The sequence below is a fragment of the Gemmiger sp. genome (assembly GCF_057431175.1).
The window spans coordinates 15,054-33,379 of record NZ_DBMDDV010000014.1; the positions used below are offsets into that span (position 1 = coordinate 15,054).

At 58.8% G+C, this 18,326-nt stretch carries 14 protein-coding genes and 1 pseudogene; 3 read left to right on the forward strand and 12 right to left on the reverse strand.

Translation table 11 applies throughout. The features are described 5' to 3' along the window. Window positions 1-3: 3 nt before the first annotated feature. Together ACZO0A_RS06710 and ACZO0A_RS06715 are read left to right on the forward strand one after the other, a co-directional pair. Window positions 4-345 carry a winged helix-turn-helix domain-containing protein gene (locus ACZO0A_RS06710; protein ID WP_302375761.1) on the forward strand — a complete coding sequence of 114 codons (342 nt, stop codon included), beginning with the start codon at window positions 4-6 and terminating at the stop codon, window positions 343-345. Further along, the gene (locus ACZO0A_RS06715; protein WP_302375763.1) at window positions 287-1,381 is read left to right on the forward strand and encodes an NTP transferase domain-containing protein; all 1,095 of its coding nucleotides are present in this window, start codon (window positions 287-289) and stop codon (window positions 1,379-1,381) included. Before ACZO0A_RS06710 ends, ACZO0A_RS06715 begins: the two co-directional genes overlap by 59 nt. Before the next feature lie 90 nt (window positions 1,382-1,471). On the opposite strand, the gene ACZO0A_RS06720 is transcribed toward ACZO0A_RS06715, so the two are convergent. From ACZO0A_RS06720 to gnpA, 6 genes are all read right to left on the reverse strand, one after another. Beyond that, window positions 1,472-2,761 carry a right-handed parallel beta-helix repeat-containing protein gene (locus tag ACZO0A_RS06720; protein ID WP_302375764.1) on the reverse strand — a complete coding sequence of 430 codons (1,290 nt, stop codon included), beginning with the start codon at window positions 2,759-2,761 and terminating at the stop codon, window positions 1,472-1,474. Then, window positions 2,721-3,185 carry a hypothetical protein gene (locus ACZO0A_RS06725; RefSeq protein ID WP_302375766.1) on the reverse strand — a complete coding sequence of 155 codons (465 nt, stop codon included), beginning with the start codon at window positions 3,183-3,185 and terminating at the stop codon, window positions 2,721-2,723. Before ACZO0A_RS06725 ends, ACZO0A_RS06720 begins: the two co-directional genes overlap by 41 nt. Continuing rightward, the gene (locus ACZO0A_RS06730) at window positions 3,185-3,991 is read right to left on the reverse strand and encodes a carbohydrate ABC transporter permease (RefSeq protein ID WP_333490664.1); all 807 of its coding nucleotides are present in this window, start codon (window positions 3,989-3,991) and stop codon (window positions 3,185-3,187) included. The genes ACZO0A_RS06725 and ACZO0A_RS06730 overlap by 1 nt, the downstream gene beginning before the upstream one ends. Then, entirely contained in the window at window positions 3,984-4,865 is an 882-nt protein-coding gene (locus ACZO0A_RS06735; protein WP_302375768.1) for a carbohydrate ABC transporter permease, read from the reverse strand. The genes ACZO0A_RS06730 and ACZO0A_RS06735 overlap by 8 nt, the downstream gene beginning before the upstream one ends. Before the next feature lie 121 nt (window positions 4,866-4,986). Continuing rightward, the gene (locus ACZO0A_RS06740) at window positions 4,987-6,348 is read right to left on the reverse strand and encodes an ABC transporter substrate-binding protein (RefSeq protein ID WP_291212733.1); all 1,362 of its coding nucleotides are present in this window, start codon (window positions 6,346-6,348) and stop codon (window positions 4,987-4,989) included. An 81-nt stretch (window positions 6,349-6,429) separates the two neighbouring features. Beyond that, the gene (gene gnpA, locus ACZO0A_RS06745; protein ID WP_302375769.1) at window positions 6,430-8,595 is read right to left on the reverse strand and encodes a 1,3-beta-galactosyl-N-acetylhexosamine phosphorylase; all 2,166 of its coding nucleotides are present in this window, start codon (window positions 8,593-8,595) and stop codon (window positions 6,430-6,432) included. Between the two features lie 423 nt (window positions 8,596-9,018). Between gnpA and ACZO0A_RS06750 the strand changes: the two genes are divergently transcribed. After that, window positions 9,019-9,864, forward strand: coding sequence for an AraC family transcriptional regulator (locus ACZO0A_RS06750; protein ID WP_302375771.1), 846 nt, complete (start codon window positions 9,019-9,021; stop codon window positions 9,862-9,864). 919 nt (window positions 9,865-10,783) lie between these two features. On the opposite strand, the pseudogene gltA reads toward ACZO0A_RS06750, so the two are convergent. From gltA to ACZO0A_RS06780, 6 genes and pseudogenes are all read right to left on the reverse strand, one after another. Next, window positions 10,784-11,983: pseudogene (gene gltA, locus ACZO0A_RS06755) on the reverse strand (NADPH-dependent glutamate synthase); the annotation flags it as partial. A gap of 109 nt (window positions 11,984-12,092) precedes the next feature. Beyond that, entirely contained in the window at window positions 12,093-14,042 is a 1,950-nt protein-coding gene (locus ACZO0A_RS06760) for an FAD-binding protein (RefSeq protein ID WP_486846172.1), read from the reverse strand. Between the two features lie 12 nt (window positions 14,043-14,054). Continuing rightward, entirely contained in the window at window positions 14,055-14,822 is a 768-nt protein-coding gene (locus ACZO0A_RS06765) for a 3-ketoacyl-ACP reductase (RefSeq protein ID WP_308132287.1), read from the reverse strand. 16 nt (window positions 14,823-14,838) lie between these two features. Further along, entirely contained in the window at window positions 14,839-16,194 is a 1,356-nt protein-coding gene (locus tag ACZO0A_RS06770) for an oxidoreductase (RefSeq protein WP_486846173.1), read from the reverse strand. A gap of 4 nt (window positions 16,195-16,198) precedes the next feature. Continuing rightward, window positions 16,199-17,029: a helix-turn-helix domain-containing protein gene (locus ACZO0A_RS06775; protein ID WP_302375776.1), complete on the reverse strand. Its 831-nt coding sequence runs from the start codon at window positions 17,027-17,029 to the stop codon at window positions 16,199-16,201. A gap of 37 nt (window positions 17,030-17,066) precedes the next feature. Next, window positions 17,067-18,317: an aspartate-alanine antiporter-like transporter gene (locus ACZO0A_RS06780; protein WP_486846174.1), complete on the reverse strand. Its 1,251-nt coding sequence runs from the start codon at window positions 18,315-18,317 to the stop codon at window positions 17,067-17,069. Window positions 18,318-18,326: the final 9 nt, after the last annotated feature.

Sequence of the window (18,326 nt, forward strand, 5' to 3'; positions counted from 1 at the left end):
ACCATGAAACCTGCTTTGCGCGTGATGCTCTGCGATGACGCAGGCGAGCGCTTTTTTGGCGAGGGGCCCTGCCGCCTGCTCCATCTGATCGAGGAGACCGGCTCGCTGCGCAGCGCAGCGGCGCAGATGGGGCTTTCCTACTCCAAGGCGCTGCGGCTTGTGCAGCACGCCGAAAAAGAACTGGGCTTTGCCCTGACCTGCAAGACCATCGGCGGGCGGGGCGGCGGCGGCAGCACCCTGACCGCCGAGGCCCGCCAATTTTTAGAAAGGTATGAGGCCTACCGTGATGCCTGTGTACAGACCAGCCGCGAGTTCTATTCTGCGTTCTTTCCGGGCCAGCGGTAAGCGCCACTTGCTGCTGACCGGCGGGCGTGGCAGCGGCAAAACAACGCTGCTGCGCGCACTTATGCCATCCCTCTGCCCCGATGCCCCGATGCTTCTCACCGCTGCCGTCCCGGGCAGATGGGTCGAGATGCGCGATACAGCCGCCGGGGCAGCGGCGGTCATCGGCCGGTTTGATGCCGCCCTGCCCCCCGGTGAAAACCGGATGCGCCCCGTGCCGGCCGGCTTTGCCGCCGTGGGGCTACCCGCCCTGCAGCGGATGGCGGCGGCCGGCGGCTGGGCCGTGCTGGACGAGCTTGGCTATCTGGAGAGCGGCTGCGCGGATTTTCAACAAAGCGTGCTGGATCTGTTGAAAGTCTGCCGCGTTCTCGCGGTCGTCCGCAAGCAGGACACCCCGTTCCTGCGCGCGCTCTGCGCCGACCCGGACGCCTTTGTGTACGATCTGGACTGCCCTGTGCCGCCGCTGGGCTGCATCGTCATGGCCTCGGGGCTGGGGCGGCGGTTCGGCGGCAACAAGCTGATGGCCGAGCTGAACGGCCGGCCGCTGGCTGCCCATGCGCTGGCGCTGGCCGCCGCGCCGGTGTTTGCCGGGCGCATTGCCGTGACCCGCTCGGCCGAGGTCGAGGCCCTCTGCCGTGCAGGGGGCTTCCCCGTGCTGCGCCATGCCGAGCCACGCCGCAGCGATACGGTGCGCCTGGGCCTGACCGCGCTGCTGGCGCAGCAGCCCGACCTGCAGGGGTGTGTGTTTCTGCCGGGGGACCAGCCCTACCTGACCCGCCAGACGCTGGAGGCGCTGGCGATCGGTGCCGCGTCGGACACGATCCGGCGGCCGGCCGCACCCGACGGCACACCGGGCAGCCCTGTGCTGTTCGGCCGGGATTATTTTGCTGCCCTCCTTCACCTGCCGCAGGGCTGCGGCGGCAGCGCCGTGCTGCGCGCCCACCCGCAGGCGATCCGCCTGCTGCCCACCCCCACCGCCGAGCTGCGGGACATCGACACCCGCAGCGACCTTGAGGCGCTGCGCGGGGGCAAGGGGTAATGCCGTATTTTTGATTTATCGCCCGCCGTTTTTCCACAAAGGAGCGCCCCGGATGTTGAAACTCTCAGCATCCGGGGCGCTTCTTTATTCTTATTCTTTTTCCGGCAGGGGGATCACTGTGTTGTCCCGCTCGGTATAGCTGCCGCCGCCCATGTGGGGGCGGACAAAGGGGACGCCGTTGCGGACATAGAAGGTGTTCTCCTCTATCCGTGCGTCCGGGTTTTGGGAGGGGCTGATCGTGCCACCGAGGTCGTCATAGCTGACGTTGTCGCGGAACGTGTTGTGGATGGCTTCTTCCAGGCAGAACATCACGCAGCCGCCCTCATTCATGCGGCTGTAATTGTACTCATACACCGTGCCATCGCCGGAGTCGGCATCGTAGGCCATGCCGTCCTGATTGAGCCGCGTGTCAACGGCTTCGTTGCAGCGCAGCAGCGCATCCTTGCACTTCCACGGCCAGATGGCGGCAGCCACCTTGCCCATGCGATTGCCAGGCTCCCGATAAACACGGTCGTTCATCTCGCAGGCGACGGAGTCCGCCGTGTTGTGCTCGACCAGCGGGCGCAGGGCGTACATGACCGTCAGGCCGTCGCCGCCCGCCGCTTTCACGTAGTTATCACGGAGAACGACATTCTCGTGACCGTACTGCAAAAAGGTCTTTTCTGCCAGTTCAGCACCTTGGAACTGCGCATGGGCGTAAGTATACCCCACCGCGATTCCCCAGCGGCTGACGCGGGCCACATAGCAGCCCTCGACCAGCACATCGGCAAAGCGTGCCGCGCCGGTAGCGGTCTCATCTGCGGGCTGCAAGGCGGTCATGTAAATGCCGCCGTTGTTCATGTGCTTGTCGTACACGTTGCCGTGTACATCATGGATCAGCAGGTTTTGCAGTGTGATGCCGCAGCGTGTGCCCCTGTCCTTCGCCACCACAGCCACGCCGGTGCGCTCCAGCTTATCCGGCTGGGAATATTGCTCGCCGATGACAGCGTCGGCACGGTTCGTCAGTTCCAGATCACGCACCGTGACATAGGCTGCATCATACAGCAGCACGGCGGAGGAAACATACCCGCGGTACACATGGGTGGGTGAATCCAGTGCGCAGCCATAGTCCTGATACCAAAGCCCCTGCCCGTCAGCATCAATGCGCGGGGCGCTGCCTTCACCATAGGCAGCGATGGTGATGGGACAATTTTTTTCGCCGCAGCAGCGCAGGTGCAGGAACTGCTTTTCAAACACGCTGCCGCATTTCAGCAGCACCGTGTCACCGGGGGCCAGGGCCAGCCGGTTGACGGCAAACAGTGTGGCCAGTGGTTTTTCCGGCGTCAGGCCGTCGTTGGTGTCACGGCCTGTCTGTGGGTCCACGTAATAGGTCTTGCACAAGGCTGTTGTACACCTCCTCCCGCATCCGCTTTTCGATGATTTGCTTTACTTCCTCATAGGGGAAGCTGTCGCCGGCGTACCGCGTGAACAGATCCGGATTCGCGTCATACCAGGCGCGGGTCTGTGCATCGGTAAAATCCGGGCAGATACCCAGCGCACGGATTTTTTCGCACGGCTCCGCGAAATCCAGCTTGAAGCGGGTCAGCTCATATTGCAGGTAGGCAGGGGCAGAGAAGCGCCGCGTGCCGTACACGGGCTTGCCGTCCTGCTCCGCTCTTTCCGCCTGCGCGTTTTTGGCCGCCCGGCGGCGTTCCAGCGCCTCGGGGCTGTCGTCGTCGATCAGCCCCCAGCGCTTTGCCAGCGTCAGGCAGGCTTTGGCGTGACGCCACTGCTCCGGCGTCAGGCAGTAGGTTCGTTCGTCCATCACTTGACTGCACCCGTGATGCCGTTGGCAAAGCTCTTCTGCAGGCAGAGGAAGATGATCGCGGTGGGCAGTGTGCAGATCAGAACGCCCAGCATCAGCATACCGTAGTCCACACTGTAGCCGCTCTTGAGGTTTGCGACCAGCATCGGCATTGTGATGGATGCGTTGCTTTGGAATACGATCTTCGGCCAGAGGTAGCTGTTCCATGCGTTCATAAACGTGACAGTCATCGCCGCGCCGTAGGTAGAGCGCATGATGGGGACAAACATCCGGAAGAAGATGCCGATCTCGCTCAAACCGTCGAGACGCGCCGCTTCAATAATGTCATTGGGGAAGGAACGCGATGCCTGCCGGAACAGCATGATCATAAACGGCGTCGAGATGGACGGCAGCACAAACGCCGCCCAGCTGTTGACAAGCCCCCAGTGGGACATCATCTTGAACAGGGGGATCATAATGGCCACGAACGGCAGCATCATCGCCAGCAGCAGGACGCTCATCAGGGCGTCCTTCGCCTTATCGTGGTAAATTTCAAAGCCATAGCCCGCGATGGAGCAGACCAGCAGCGTGATGAGTGTCATCAGGATGGCGTTGCGGAAGGAGTTTGCCATTGCCAGCCCCAGATTCTGGTTGGCAACCAGCGACTTGAAGTTTTCTACCAGATAGGTGCCGGGGATCAGCTTGCCGCGCACAACATCAATGCTGGTGTTCGTCGCGCCGCACAGCATATAGTACAGCGGGAACACAGACAAGAAGCTGGCCAAAATCAGCACAGCGTGCGCCAGAATCTTTTTACCCTTAGTCACGCTTATCACCTACTTTCATCTGGATGGCAGACAGCACTGCCACGACCACAAGGATAAACACCGACAGCGCCGCCGCATAGTTGAACTTGGGCGTCTCGACAAACGAGATGTTATAAATATAGTGGGTCAGTGTCATGGTTGCCTTGCCGGGACCGCCCGCCGTCAGGTTGACGGACTCATCAAACAACTGCAGCGTGCCGGAGGTGGACATGATGGCAGTCAGCAGGATGGTGGGCTTCAGCAGGGGGATTGTCAGGTGAACAAACTGCTGCAGCGGGGAGGCACCGTCGATGCGGGCCGCCTCGTAGATCGAGTAGTCAATGTTCTGCAAACCGGCAAGATAAAAAACCATGTTGTAGCCGGTCCAGCGCCAGACCAGCGCAATAACGATGACCCAGCGTGCCGCCCATGCGTTCTGGAACCAATCCACTGTGGGGATGCCCACGGTGGACAGCACCCGGTTGACCAGACCATCGTTGGCAAACAGGGATTTGAAAATCATCGAGTAGGAGACAAGCGACGTGGCGCAGGGCAGGAAAATCATCGTGCGGTAGATGCCCTTGCCCTTAATGTCCGGGCTGTTGAGCAGCTGCGCCAGGATCAATGCCAGGATCAGCATAATGGGCACCTGGATCACGAAATAGAAAATCGTGTTAAACAGGCACTGCTGGAACGTGGCATCCTTTAAAATGCGCGCGTAGTTGGCAAAGCCCGCAGGCTGTACAGCGCTGCCGGTGCCTTTCTGGAACGAAAGGATCAGCGCCTGCACCATGGGGTAAAAGCAGAATACAAATATCAGGAGTGCTGCCGGCAGCAGGAAGGCCCAACCCGTCAGGCTGCGCTTCTGCTCCATATTCAGTCCTTTTTTCTTCATCGTAGTGTCTCCTATTTTGCCACAAAAGCAAGGGCGCGGCTTGCAGCGGACGTATCAGATGCAAACCGTGCCCTTGGCAAATTCTCAGTTGTAACCGGACACAGTATGTGTCATGTTTTGCTTAGCCAGCGATGTTGAACTCCACGGTATCCTGGGCGTTCTGCATCTCGCTGTCAATGTCGGCGTTGTTCTGGACGACGTTGGTGACGGCATCGGTCAGGGCGCTGCGCACGTCAGAGTAGTAAGCGCCGCAGTCGAATGCGGGGACCTTGCCTGCAAACTCAACGATGTCCTTGTAAACGGTCTGGCCGCCGTAGAACTCGGAGGGCTGGTTGTAGACGTCGCTCTCGGCAGCGGGCAGGTAGCTGGAGATCGCACCGGCGTTGGGCAGCAGATCGTCATACAGCTCGACGCTGGAACCGAAGGTGCTCTTCAGGAAGTCAAAGGCCAGCTCGGTGTTCTTGCAGTTGGAGGAAACGGCCCAGCTTGCGCCGCCGCAGTTTGCGTAGTTGGTGGCACCGTCGATGCCGTCCAGCTTGGGCATATTCACGATAGCCCACTTGCCGGACTGATCCGCGGCAGCCTGCACGCTGGACATGATCCAGCAGCCGTTGATGACGCCGGCAGCCTTGCCGTCATTCATGGAAGCAATGTACTGGTCCCAGTCGGTGTACTCGGCCAGAATGCCCTTGTCGACCATGTCCTTGTAGACGGTCAGGGACTCTTTCAGCGCGGCATTGTCGGCAATCTTGACCTCGCCGTCCACCACGGGGGAGGCACCGGCAGACTGCATCATCTCGATGATCAGTTCGGAGCCGCCGGAGGAGGTCAGCATCGGCACGCCGTTGGCGTCCACGACCTTCTGCGCCTTCTCCTCGAACTCGCTCCAGGTCAGATCCTTGAAGTCGTCGACGGTCAGACCGGCATTCTCGATCATATCGGAACGAACCGCCATGACGGAAGCGCCGTTGTCGAAGGGCAGACCGTAGTGGTGGCCATCGACGGTAGAATCAGCCAGCTTGCCGCCGGAGAACTTGTCCCAATCCAAGCCGGAGTCGGTCAGGTCGGTGTAGATACCGGGGAAGTTGGCGACCATCTTGTGGTAGGAGTAGTCCTGCATCAGGAAAAGATCAGGCAGGGTGCTGTAATCCTCGCTGGTGGCAGCGGTGATGAGCTTGGTCTCGATGTCGCTGTAGACGTTTTCTTCAATGTTCAGCTTGAAGTTGGGGTGGTCCTTCTGGTAGATGGCCTCCGCCTGCTTCAGGGCGTAGATGTTGAAGTTGGGGTCCCATGCCCATACGGTCAGGGTCTCGTCGCCGTCAGCGGTGGTGTCGGCGGCAGTGGATTCTGCGGTGGATTCGGCAGGGGTGCTCTCGGCGGTAGAGGCAGCTGCGCTGCTGGAAGCGGCACCGCCGCCGCAGCCGACCAGCAGGGATGCTGCCATAGCTGCCGCCATAAGGGCTGCTGCATTCTTCTTTTTCATGGGGATTTCCTCCTTAAAAATGTTTCTCCATTCTTTGGCTGTATAACGTATGTCCCACGGCGGGGCATAAATTATCGGGTGTTATTCGGCATCGTCTACCCAGCGCATCTCGCGCGGGGCCAGCGTCAGGCTGTCGATCAGATGCCCCTTGATGTACAGGTCTGTCTTTTCCTCGGCATCTGCATTGTTGATGACCGCGATGCGCTTCGTTTCGGGGAATACCGTGACCTCGGTATCGACGTTGGTCACGTAGTAGTGTTTCATCTCCTCCGGCATACCGGCGGCGTAGTAGATGGCGCGCAGCAAAATGCGGCAGTTCTGCGGGGAGTAGGGCAGCCCGGCAAAGTAGACGCTGTGGCCCTTGCCGTACTCGTTGACGACCAACTGGCTGTACTCGCCGTCCTGCGCCAGGATCTGATAGTGCTTGCCCTGCGCGTAGATGCGGCTCGTGCCCTCGCCGAAATCAACGGCGGTGTCAATATCCTCCAGGATAAAGTGGTGCGGGTCGCAGGTGTTGTATTTGTCGGTGCTTAACGAGAAGCCCATCTCGCGGTCCACGCCCATCACGTCGGACAGCTGGAAGTACCGCCCCTGATGCTGGCAGGCGGTGGGCTCGCCCACGCCGATGAAGCCGCCGCCCTCGTCCACAAATTTGCGGATGGCGGTCACGACCTTTTCGTCGATCCAGTTCTCGGCACCGCTGAAGGCTGTGTACGCATCGCCGACGTTGATGATGACGCCGATGTCCTTGGGGATGCCGTTGCGAATGTCATCGAAGTCGATGAACTCCACGTCAAACGGCATGCCGCTCAGGCATTCGAGAACACCCTCGGCGGAGTAGGTCTCACGGTGATAAATGGAGTGATGCACCTGATTGCTCATCCACTTGCGCAGACCGCCCCAGCAGTTGAGGATGGCCACCTTGAACGGGGCAACGTAGGACTTTGTGCCCTGCATATTTTCGTGGATCTGGCGGAACTCGCCGACCACATTCTGGATTTCGTCGATAAAGCCGGGCCAGTTGCTGGCGAGCTTTAAGTAACCGCCGTAGCCGATACGGTCCAGCGGGCTGCGCAAAATCGCGCGGCGGGCCTTCATCCAGTTGGTGCGGGCCTCACCGATCGGGTCGCCGCCCTCGGTGAACACATCGGGGAAGAAGTAGGGCAGCAGACGGCCTTCGGTGTACTTGACGCCCTTGATGTCGGAGATCATCCGCAGCGTAACGCCGCTGCCGACGGAGCCGACCACGGCGTCCAGCCCGATGGAGGCAAAATACTTGCCGTAGGGCTCGGTGCCGATCCAGTGGTCGCCGAGGAACATCATCGCTTCCTTGCCGTAGGAGTGGACGATGTCGACCATCTCTTTGGCAAGAGCGCAGACTTCCTGCTGCTGGAACTCGATGAAGTCGCGGAACTCCTTGCTCGGCACGCGGAACATCGTGTTGTGGTAGCCCTGATCCACAATGAACTCGGGGCGGAACTTGTACCCTGCCCACTTTTCAAATTTTTCCAGAATGTAGGGGCTGACGCTGGCGCTGTAGCCGAACCACTCGACGAATTTCTCGCGCTTCTGGTCGTCAAAGGTCAGCGTGAACTGGTGAAAGAAGGTCGTGAACCGCACCACATCAATGTGGGGGTTGGCCTCGCACCAGCGGCGCAGCTTTTCTTTTACATACGCCTGCGTTTTGGGTTGACGCACATCGTAGGTCAGCTGGTGGGGCGTGTCCTTCCAGTCGTTGGTCAGGAAGTTGTACATGTGTACGGGGTCCCAGATCAAAAACGCCAGAAAGCTGACGGTGTACTCGTGGTAGGGGACGGTTTCGATCTCAACCTCACCGGTCGGCTCGTCAAAGAACCACTTGTCGGTGGGTACGACCTCACCGGTCGTGCGGTCGATGACCTCCCACCAGCGCTTGGGGTCATCCAGCGTGTTGACCTTGAGCTGCTGGGTGTGGAAGCCGTCCATCAGATGAATGCGCAGCGTCGTGCCGCGCGCCGTGTGGCGGTCGCTGATGAGGTACTCCTGCTGGATTTCGTCCGGGTTTGCCTCCGCCCAGGCGTTGTCCTTGCGGGTCGTATAATAGGTAGCGTACTTTTTGGCGGGGTCTGTCAGCAATTCCTGCGGCATTTCGGTACCGTCGCAGTCGCGCAGCGCATCCGCGCCCAACAGATTTTTCAGCCGCAGGGTCTCCTCGACCACATCCGCGTCTGTGGGAAGTGTCAATCTTCCGGTCTGCTCCATCTTCATAATCCCTTCTCTGTCCGTTTTGTCTGCCGCAGCAGGCATCGTTTCATTGACATCATCATACTTGTTTCTGCCCTCTTTGAACAGTAGGTATATTGTTGCGCATTTGTACTATCTTGCTTTATTTTCGAATGTCGGCGGCAACATCAGAAAATAAAGAAAAAGCTGCACAAAAAGTAAGACTTTTCTTTGTGCAGCTTGCCAACTTTGGGCCTGTTTGCAGCGAAACGTGCCGTTATTCTGTTTTGCATCGTGATTTTTTATGAAAAGCTCTTGCCATGCGCCCCAAATGCGTATATAATAAGGACGGAACCGGAAACGGCCCGTGACTTTTTACCTTTCCGTTCTTGCTTAATTATGTAACGATATTGCTCTGCATACTTTGGATTTTTTGTAAATATTTTGTCATTCGGAGGCGCACCGCCTATGAACACACGGTATGAATTCAATATGGATGTTCCCCCGCGGGAGGCCATCCGCCTGCTGTACGTGAGCAAGAGCCGCTTCGGCGGGGACTGGAACTCGGTGCCGCATACCCACTCCTGCACCGAAGTGTTCTACTGCGTGGATGGACGCGGTCAGTTCAACGTCGAAGGCAAAATGTTGGACGTCGCACCGGACGATATGGTCATTGTGAATCCCCGCACCCTGCACACCGAGTTGAGTTACCAGGCAAACCCACTGGAATACATTGTGCTGGGCATCGAAGGCATTGAAATTTTGTTTGAGCAGAAGGATCGCGGCTACACCATGCTGAAATGCAGCTCCGTACGGGAGGAGCTGCTGAGCCTGATGAAGATGCTGCTGCGGGAGATTGATGCCCGAGAGGACGGCTGCGAAATGGTCTGCCAGGACCTGACCGAGGTGTTGCTAGTCAAAATCGTGCGCATGGCATCGGTTTCGCTGCGCCTCACTGCGCCGCCCTCCGAGAGCAAGGAATGTGCCGCCGCAAAGCGCTATATCGATGAAAATTACAGTGAAAGCATTACCCTGGACAAGCTTGCGGAGATTGCCCACGTTAACAAATATTATCTGTCCCACTCGTTCAAGAACGAGTATAATTTCTCCCCCATCGACTACCTGATGAAGCGCCGCATCACCGAGGCCAAAGCCTTACTGACCAGCACCGATTTCAGCCTGACCCAGATTGCTGAGCAGATTGGCTTCGGCTCACTGCCCTATTTTTCCAAATGCTTCCGCAAGGTCGAAGGCACCAGCCCCAACGAGTACCGCAAAAGTGCCAAACAGAAACCCGCACAAGGCAGTCAGTGAATTTGTCTGACCGCTCCTATTTTTACCTGCCAACTCCGCAAAATTTATCCACAAAAAGTGCCTGGACGGTTGAAAATCTCAACCGTCCGGGCGCAGTCACTTTGCCGTTTTGGGGTCATTTTGGGGTCAAAGTTACCAGAATGTTACCACTTTTGCCATATTGCAGAAAAAAGCTCGTTGAAACTTATCGTTTCAACGAGCTTTTGTTGGTTGCGGAGACAGGACTTGAACCTGCGACCTCCGGGTTATGAGAAATCTAAAATTTGTGCGTTGGTCTGCTGTTTTGTTGGGTTTGGTGGTATTGCGTACCAAGGCTCAGAACGGATTTTGTCCCATGTGTACAAAAGGGTGCTATACGGTGCTAAACCGTTCCAAACCCTTTTGGGGGCAGTTTTGGGGGCAAATCGGTGAAACGGATTCTGACTCGCACCAATCAAATAAATGCACAGTTTTGGTCTCATTGCAAAATTGGGATACTGATATCACGGGGTTCTCACACAGGAAAAGCCCAGCAAACTAATATATAAGTTTTACTCCATAGCAAGAAGTTGTATGCAAACCCAACCCGCAACATCCCCGCACACCGCCCCTGTCGCCGCGAGAAACGCCTCTGTTTGGGTACGTTCGCAACGCATCGACACGGTGCCTGTCCAGCCAAATAGCGCCCTAAATTCCCCGCTTTCCGGGGATTTTTTATTTTACCGCAAAGGCATTTACCTGAACGGGATTTCCCTGTACAGGTAAATCCTGCACAAATAAATAACTAACTAAATAAATTACTAAGATACTATCGTATCCTATCCGTAAAACTACAAAAAACGGATTTTTTCCACTGGAATCTTGCCGTAATGCGTACAACTTAACACCGGAGAGTACAACTTACGATTGCACTGTGATTTTTGTCTCTGGTATAATTAAATCAACACGGCTTCCCCGCTTGAATCGCCGCGTCGATCGCTCTTGCAGCCTCTTTACCGGCACCCATGGCCAGAATGACCGTGGCGGCGTAGACCATCGGGCGGCTCGTCAGGCCGTCGGGGCCGTTGGTGATCAGGCAGCCGTGCTTGTCGGCGTCCAGACCCGGCGTGGTCGAGCGGATCAGCGGGTTGGGGCTGGTGCCCAGCGCCATGATCATCGTATCAACGTCCAGAACGAACTCGCTGCCTTCCTTGACGAGGGGGCGGCGGCGGCCGGAGGCGTCCGGCTCACCCAGTTCCATCTCCACGCAGGTCATACCCTTGACCCAGCCGTTCTCGTCACCCAGCACTTCCGTGGGGTTCGTCAGCGTCTTAAAGACAATGCCCTCCTCCTCGGCGTGCTCGACCTCTTCTTTACGGGCAGGCAGCTCGGCCATGCCGCGGCGGTAGACGATGTAGACATTCTCGGCACCCAGACGCTTGGCGCAGCGGGCGGCGTCCATGGCAACATTGCCGCCGCCGACAACAGCGACAGACTTGCTCTTCATGATGGGCGTGCGGGAATCCTCCTTGTACGCCTTCATCAGGTTGACGCGGGTCAGGTACTCGTTGGCGGAGTAAACGCCGTTCAGGCTCTCGCCGGGGATGCCCATAAAGCGGGGCAGACCGGCACCGGACGCGACATAGACAGCCTCGAAGCCGTAGTCGTTCATCAGCTCGTCGATGGTCAGCACCTTGCCGATGACCATATTGGTTTCAATGTCAACGCCCAGTTCCTTCAGGCCCTCGACCTCGTGCTGGACGATGTCCTTGGGCAGACGGAACTCGGGGATGCCGTACATCAGAACACCGCCGGCCACATGCAGGGCTTCGTAGACGGTAACCTTGTAGCCCAGCTTGGCCAGATCACCCGCAACGGTCAGACCGGAGGGGCCGGCACCGATGACCGCGACCTTGTGGCCGTTGGGCGCGGGGGCGGTGGGTTTGGTATGTACGTTGTTGCGGTACCAGTCGGCAACAAAGCGCTCCAGACGACCGATGCCGACAGCCTCGCCCTTGATGCCGCGGACGCACTTGCCTTCGCACTGGTGCTCCTGCGGGCAGACACGTCCGCAGACGGCGGGCAGCGCGCTGGACTGGGCAATCACGTTGTAGGCGGCCTCAAAGTCGCCCTCGGCGACATGCTTGATGAAGCCGGGGATGGATGCAAAGTTCGGTTACGGTAAGGTTCAGCTCCCGCCGTTTGATGATAGTAAACAAAGTTCCCACTCCTTTTACAAAAGCGCAGCTTTTCACGAAGCTGCGCTTGCTTTAGTATATGTTGCCGGTTTCGCGGTAGCTGCGCCAGACGTTTTCAAAAAAGTCGTCATCCTCGGGGATGGGGCGCGGGGCGCGCCAGCCGGTGCGGCAGGTACCATCCTCGAACCACAGCTCCTGAATCAGCGGGGCTTCGGTTTCGTCCAAGGCAAAGGTGAAGGTATCCGGCAGCTGGGCAAACGGCTTGACCCCGCCCGTCAGGTCGGTGTACAGGGCGCTGCCGCGGCTTTTGCCGCCGTGGGCGGTATAGTCCTCCATGGCGGTCAGGTAGGCGTGCTGGCTCAGCAGCATATCGCGCAGGCGGTAGACCATGGCAAGCTCGGTGCGGCTGCCCGCCTTGACCGTTTGGGCAAAGCCGGCAAGCTGCGCTTCCACCTGTTTGCCGTAGGCGCGTATCTGCGCCGGGTCGCGTATGGCCGCACCGCAGCGGCTCATGCCCTCGGCGGCGTGCTGCCACAGGGCGCGCACATTGCCGGTATCGGCGCGGCAGGCATCCGCCAGCGCAGCCATCTCGGTCAGGGCAGCGGCGGCTGCCGTATCAAAGCAGGCAGACGCATCGCCCTGGCAGCGGGCGGCAATGTACTGTGCCGCGCGGGTGCTGCCCACCTGCCCGGCGTTCAGCGCCGTGCCGCCGGGGCGGTAGACGCCGTGGCTGGCAGCGGCTTCACCCACGGCAAACAGGCCTTTCACATCGGTCTGCCACCAGCAGTCGATGCCAATGCCGCCGTTGTTATGCTGGGCGCAGAGGGCGATCTCCAACGGCTGGGTGTACAAATCCACGCCCTTATCACGGTAAAAATCGATGGCTGGCTGGTTCATATGCGCCAGCCGCTCAATCGGCGTGCCGAAGCAGGCACCGGCGCGGGTCAGGTACTCGCGCGCCTCGGGCAGCAAGGCGTCATAGCTAAACGCGCCGCCCGCGGGGTTTGTGCGGTAATCAAGATAGACTTTGCGTCCCTTGCAGGTTTCCAGATACACAAGGATGTCGATGATGGAGCTGCCGTCGGCAACCTTGCGCACATCAAAGGGCCACTGGTAGCCCTTCAAAAACAGCTTGCTGAGCATATCGTGCGCGTCGGTGAAAAAGTCCATCAAAAACTCGCGCTCGCCGCTGCCGTCCGCCGCTGCGGAGTAGACCCGCGGCAACACCTGCATATACGTTCCCGACACATTCCACCGCGGCGCGACCGATGCCAGGCCGTACTGCCATTCGGTCAGGTTTTTGCCCTTTGCGCCTGCTTCCAGCGCAAGGCCGGTGGCCCCATACTGGCTGAAGGGATAGACGCTGTCGGCGTACATACCGGCGGGGCCGCCGGTGGCCCAGATAACGTTTTTGCATCGAATCAGCGTAAAGCGGTCGGCGGCGTCCTGCGCAGCCGTGTTCAGGCAGAGCAGGCCGCAAACCGTACCGCCGTCCGTCAGAATTTTGATGACTTGTGTCTTGTCCAGCATCGGCACGCCCTTGGCCTGCACGGCAGCTTCCAGACATTCGGTCATCTGTTTGCTGGTGTAGGGGCCGACGCTCGTCGCGCGGCGGCGCAGGTCGTGGTCGGTCTTGTAGCCGATGTACTCGCCGTAGCGGTTGCGAGGGAACGGCACGCCCAGCTCGACCAGCTTCAAGAAGCACTGGGTCGAGAGCGCGGCCTCGCACAGGGCAATATCACCATCCACGCAGCGGCCCGCAAACAGTGTGTCGGCCATCTCGCGCACGCTGTCGGGGTCACCCCCGGACAGGGTCAGCTTATAGTAGGTCTGCTTGTCGCTGCCGGTGTTGCGGCTGGTGCCGCCGACGCGGTTCTCGGTGACGAGGACGATGTCATGCTGCCCCAGCTGCCACAGGCGGTCGGCGGCGTTGAAGCCCGCCGCGCCGCTGCCCACGATGGCCGTGTTGCAGCGGACGACCTTGGCGGTATAATTTCCGGCGCGGAAAATTTCGTTTTCCATCTCGTTGCTCCCTTACAGGCGCTGGATATGGAAGCCGCCGTCCACATCAATGTAGTTGCCGGTGGTGTAGCGCAGGCGGGGGCTGCACAGCAGGCTGACGGCCCCGGCCACATCCTCCGGCGTGCCCCAGCGGGCGATGGGGAAGGTGCCCTTTTCAATCAAGGCATCATACTTGCCCTGCACCTTGCTGGTCATATCGGTGGCGATAACGCCGGGGCGCACCTCGTTGACAAGGATGCCCTCAGCAGCCAGGCGGTCGGCGTAGAGCGTCGTCAGCATCGAGATACCCGCCTTGGAGACACAGTATTCACCGCGGTTGGTGGAGGACACCACCGAGCTGCAGCTGGACACATTGACGATGACACCCTTGCGGCCATCGACAGGTTCCTGCGAAATCATCTGCTTGGCCACCAGCTGCGTCAGGAACATATTGCCCTTGGTGTTGATGCCGACAACATAGTCAAAGCTTTCCTCGCTCATATCCAGCAAATCGGCGCGGACTTTGGGAGCAACACCTGCATTATTAACCAGCACATCCACGCGGCCAAAGGCGGCCAGTGCGCCGTCCAGAATCTTCTTGCGGTCGTCGGCGCTGCCGATGTTGGCCTGCACATAGGCGCAGTCAATGCCCTGTGTTTTCAGCTCATCCAGCGCATGCTGGTTTTTCTCCTGCGGGCCGGTGGCGACCATAACAATATTGTATCCATCCAGCCCAAGCTGCTTGGCAATGGCAAAGCCGATGCCGCGGCTGGACCCGGTGACGATGGCAGTTTTTTTCATAAGTACACCCTCTCCATCAGCCGCGGAAGTTCGCAGGCTGGGTTTTTTTGATCTCCAAGAATTCCTTGTAGAACGGCATAAACGTCTTACTGTCGCGGATGACACAGCCCGTGGGCTTGTGCGCGCGGATCAAATCGCCGCACTTGCCGCAGGTCAGGCAGACCCGCTTAGGGTCGATGCGGCCATTTTTGACGATCTCGTTGGCGAAATCCGGGTCAGCAAAGGCCATGCGGCCGAACAGCATACCATCGCACAGGCCCTGCTCGACCGCGCCTGCGCTGAACAGATCCGCATAGGCTCGCAGGTAAGTAGGTGCAGATGCCCAAACCGTCATTTCCGGCACCGCCTTTTTCGCTGCGCCAATGCCGTGGATCATGCGGGACAGGCCAACAAACGGATGTTCGTCCGGTTCATACTTGCCAAAGTCGAAGGGGCGGGTCACATGGGTGGTGGCGTAGGGGTTGCCCATCGTCAGGTTGACCATATTCAGCCCCAGTTCGTTGTGCAAATCGCGCACCAGGCGGATGGGTTCCGTCCAATCGGGCGTCATGCCGCTCTCCGGGCTGACACCGAACCCCCACGGGTAGGCGTAGCCGTCGTAGATGCCGACGCGCGCCGTGACCATAAAGCTGTCGTCCTCGTACACCTTGGCGGCGCGGATGCCGTTTTTCAGCAGGCGGAAGCGGTTTTCAAAGCTGCCGCCGTACTCGCCGGGGCGGTTGTAGGCGGATGCCAGCTCTGCCAGCAGGTAGCCGTGGCAGCTCTTGATGTCGACGGCGTCGAAACCGGCCTCCTTGGCAAGCTTCGTCGCCTCGCCGAACTTTTCTTCCAGCCCTTTCAGGTAGTCGTCCGTCACGATGCAGGAATCATCGGCGGCGCGGTACTGCTCCAGAATCGGGTGGCGGTAGGCGATCATCGGGGCAGGCTTGTTGCCGGGGTTAGAGTAGCGGCCGCTGTGGTTGGCCTGCATGATCAAATACGGCGCATAGCCGTTGGCCTTGAGGCCCGCCTCCTTGACGGCGGTGGTCATCTTCTTGAACTCGTCCAGCGTGTCGCGGGTCAGCAGCAGCTGCGTCTGGGAGGATCGTCCCTCCTCCACAATGGAGATTGCCTCGAACCAGATGACCGAGCTGCCGCCGATAGCCTCGTTGACATAGCGGCGGGTCGTATACTCGGTGGGTGCGCCTTCGGGCGTTGAGTCCGCGCCCTCCATGGGCGCGATGCCCAGACGGTTCGGGAAGGTAATATTACGCACGGTCAGCGGCTGCGCCAGCGCGTGGGTGTCAGCTGCAAAGGGCAGGTCAACCCCCAGCTCTGCGGCACGCTGCTTGATTTCTTCTAACGATTTATAGTGAAATTTTTCTTGTGGCATTGTATTACCTCTTTTGTTCTTCGTCCTCATCCGCATGGGTCTTGCGGTAGGCGCTGGGTGTCAGGCTGGTGGACTTTTTGAACTGGCGGGAAAAATAGGTGAAATCGTCGTACCCGCACTCCGCCGCCACCTGAGTGATGCTCTTGTCCGTCTTGGTCAGCAGCACCTTGGCACGGTTGATGCGCAGGGCGATGGCATAGCCGATCAGGCTGTACCCGGTCTCCTCTTTGAATACATGGGCGATATAGTTTTTGTTCAGGTACAATTCCGCCGCAATTTTGTCTACGGTGATTTCCTCGGCAAAATGGTGGTTGATATAATTCATGATGTTGTAGGCTACCGTAACGCTGTGGCCTATCTTCATCGTCATAACATCCGCGCACTCGCGGTAAATCGTGATGAACATTCTGCGCAGGTCCGCGCCCACATACAGCTCCCAATATTTTTTCTTGGCGTTGTATTCCCGCTCCATTTCCAGAACGATATCATACAGATAGTTCCAGACCGGCTCCGGCACCGTAATCAGGTGGGAGAAGTTCGGCGGCCGCTTGATAAAGGCCGCAATGACCTCGGGATATTTTACCTCATTCTGGAAAAAGTCCGGCTGAACACGGACCATGTAGCGTTCATACGGGTATTCCAGCACTTCCAGGTCATGTTCCTCCAGCGTGTTCAGCACAAGTATCCCGCCGCGGCCGGTCTCGTAGGTTTTGCTGCCTACGCGGTAGCGGATACGGCCATTGGTGATGAGCAGCATCTGGTAGACATTTTCGTGGTGGTTTCCCAGTTTGAAGTCGGACGCGTTGTATCTGTGTTCAATCCGGACGTCTTCCATAATTCAGTTCTCCTTGCGTAAAGGGTCGTTTTCCCTATTATACAATATTGAAGAACAAGGTTGCCAGCAAAACATTTGCCAGGATGGCAAAGGGCTGTGCTGCGCCGTAACCGGCGGTGGGTTCCTCAGAGCCGGTGGCACTGATGGCGGCGCCCAGACCCGGGGCAGAGGTGCAGCCGCCGGCGATTGCACCGCTGAGGATGATCCAGTTGATTTTGAATACCTTGTGGCCGACGATAAAGGCGATGAGGACCGCGATGGCCTCGACAAAGACGGCGGCGATGGCCAGCTGCAGGCCGGAGCCCATCAGGGAGTTGACGACGTCATAGCCGTAACGCAGGCCGACAACGGCCATAAAGAAGGTCAGGCCGGTCTGGTACAGGATGCCCAGCGCCTTCTGATCCATGCGGAAGTTGATGGGGCCAATTTTGCCGATATAGCTGAAAATCAGTGCGGAGACGAGGATGCCGCCCGCAGCGCCGAGAGAGAACTCACCAAAGCCGCCCAAGGGGATTTTGATGTTGCCAATCAGGATACCGACAGCCGCGACCAAGCCCAGCACCATAAAGTCGAGAGGACCGTCCTTGAGCTTTTTCTCGTTGCTAGCGCTCTCCTGCAGCTCTTTTTCGTAGGCTGCCTTTTCAGCGGCCACATCGATGCCGAACAGTTTGGGCAGGGCAGAGATCATCACAACGATGACCAGCACGCCGATGGGGAAGGCCACGGTGTAGCCCAGACTGATGGCGGAGGATGCAGCCTCCAGCGCGTCACCGGCAACGACCTTGCCGACAGCGTCCAGCGCGGTGCCGTAAGCCGGGGTGGAGGTCATAGCACCGGCGAACATACCAATGGTCTCAAACTCACCGACTGCGGGGCTGTTCTTGAACACGAGATGGTAGGCGACCAGCGCGACGGCCATCGAGATGACCGGGATCATCACACCGATGACGACGAACTTAGCGCCGTATTTTTTAAAGATAGCGCCGATGCTGCCGCCGACCTTCATGCCGATGGAGACAAGGAACAGCATCAGGAAAAATGTAAAGAACAAATTGCTGACAACGCCGGTCTTGAGCACCGAAGCCGCGCTGGCGTAGCCCAGCTCGCCCTCCTGCACACCCTTGGCCCAGGCCTGTGCAATATAGCCCAGCACAATGCCGGAGAAGATACCGCCGGAAACGCCCAGCGAGAAGTTGCCGATTTTCACTTTGCCCAGCAGCAGGCCCAGTGCGATAGCGAGAAAAATCAGAAAGAACTGGTTCGTCAGAACCGAAATCAGAGTAGCCATAATATCCCC

Excerpts from the sequence above, each read along its gene's own strand:
- ACZO0A_RS06710 (WP_302375761.1), top strand. The coding sequence starts at position 4 with ATGAAACCTGCTTTGCGCGTGATGCTCTGCGATGACGCAGGCGAGCGC.
- ACZO0A_RS06715 (WP_302375763.1), top strand. The coding sequence starts at position 287 with ATGCCTGTGTACAGACCAGCCGCGAGTTCTATTCTGCGTTCTTTCCGG.
- ACZO0A_RS06725 (WP_302375766.1), bottom strand. The coding sequence starts at position 3,185 with ATGGACGAACGAACCTACTGCCTGACGCCGGAGCAGTGGCGTCACGCC.
- ACZO0A_RS06735 (WP_302375768.1), bottom strand. The coding sequence starts at position 4,865 with ATGAAGAAAAAAGGACTGAATATGGAGCAGAAGCGCAGCCTGACGGGT.
- ACZO0A_RS06740 (WP_291212733.1), bottom strand. The coding sequence starts at position 6,348 with ATGAAAAAGAAGAATGCAGCAGCCCTTATGGCGGCAGCTATGGCAGCA.
- gnpA (WP_302375769.1), bottom strand. The coding sequence starts at position 8,595 with ATGAAGATGGAGCAGACCGGAAGATTGACACTTCCCACAGACGCGGAT.
- ACZO0A_RS06750 (WP_302375771.1), top strand. The coding sequence starts at position 9,019 with ATGAACACACGGTATGAATTCAATATGGATGTTCCCCCGCGGGAGGCC.
- ACZO0A_RS06760 (WP_486846172.1), bottom strand. The coding sequence starts at position 14,042 with ATGGAAAACGAAATTTTCCGCGCCGGAAATTATACCGCCAAGGTCGTC.
- ACZO0A_RS06765 (WP_308132287.1), bottom strand. The coding sequence starts at position 14,822 with ATGAAAAAAACTGCCATCGTCACCGGGTCCAGCCGCGGCATCGGCTTT.
- ACZO0A_RS06770 (WP_486846173.1), bottom strand. The coding sequence starts at position 16,194 with ATGCCACAAGAAAAATTTCACTATAAATCGTTAGAAGAAATCAAGCAG.
- ACZO0A_RS06775 (WP_302375776.1), bottom strand. The coding sequence starts at position 17,029 with ATGGAAGACGTCCGGATTGAACACAGATACAACGCGTCCGACTTCAAA.
- ACZO0A_RS06780 (WP_486846174.1), bottom strand. The coding sequence starts at position 18,317 with ATGGCTACTCTGATTTCGGTTCTGACGAACCAGTTCTTTCTGATTTTT.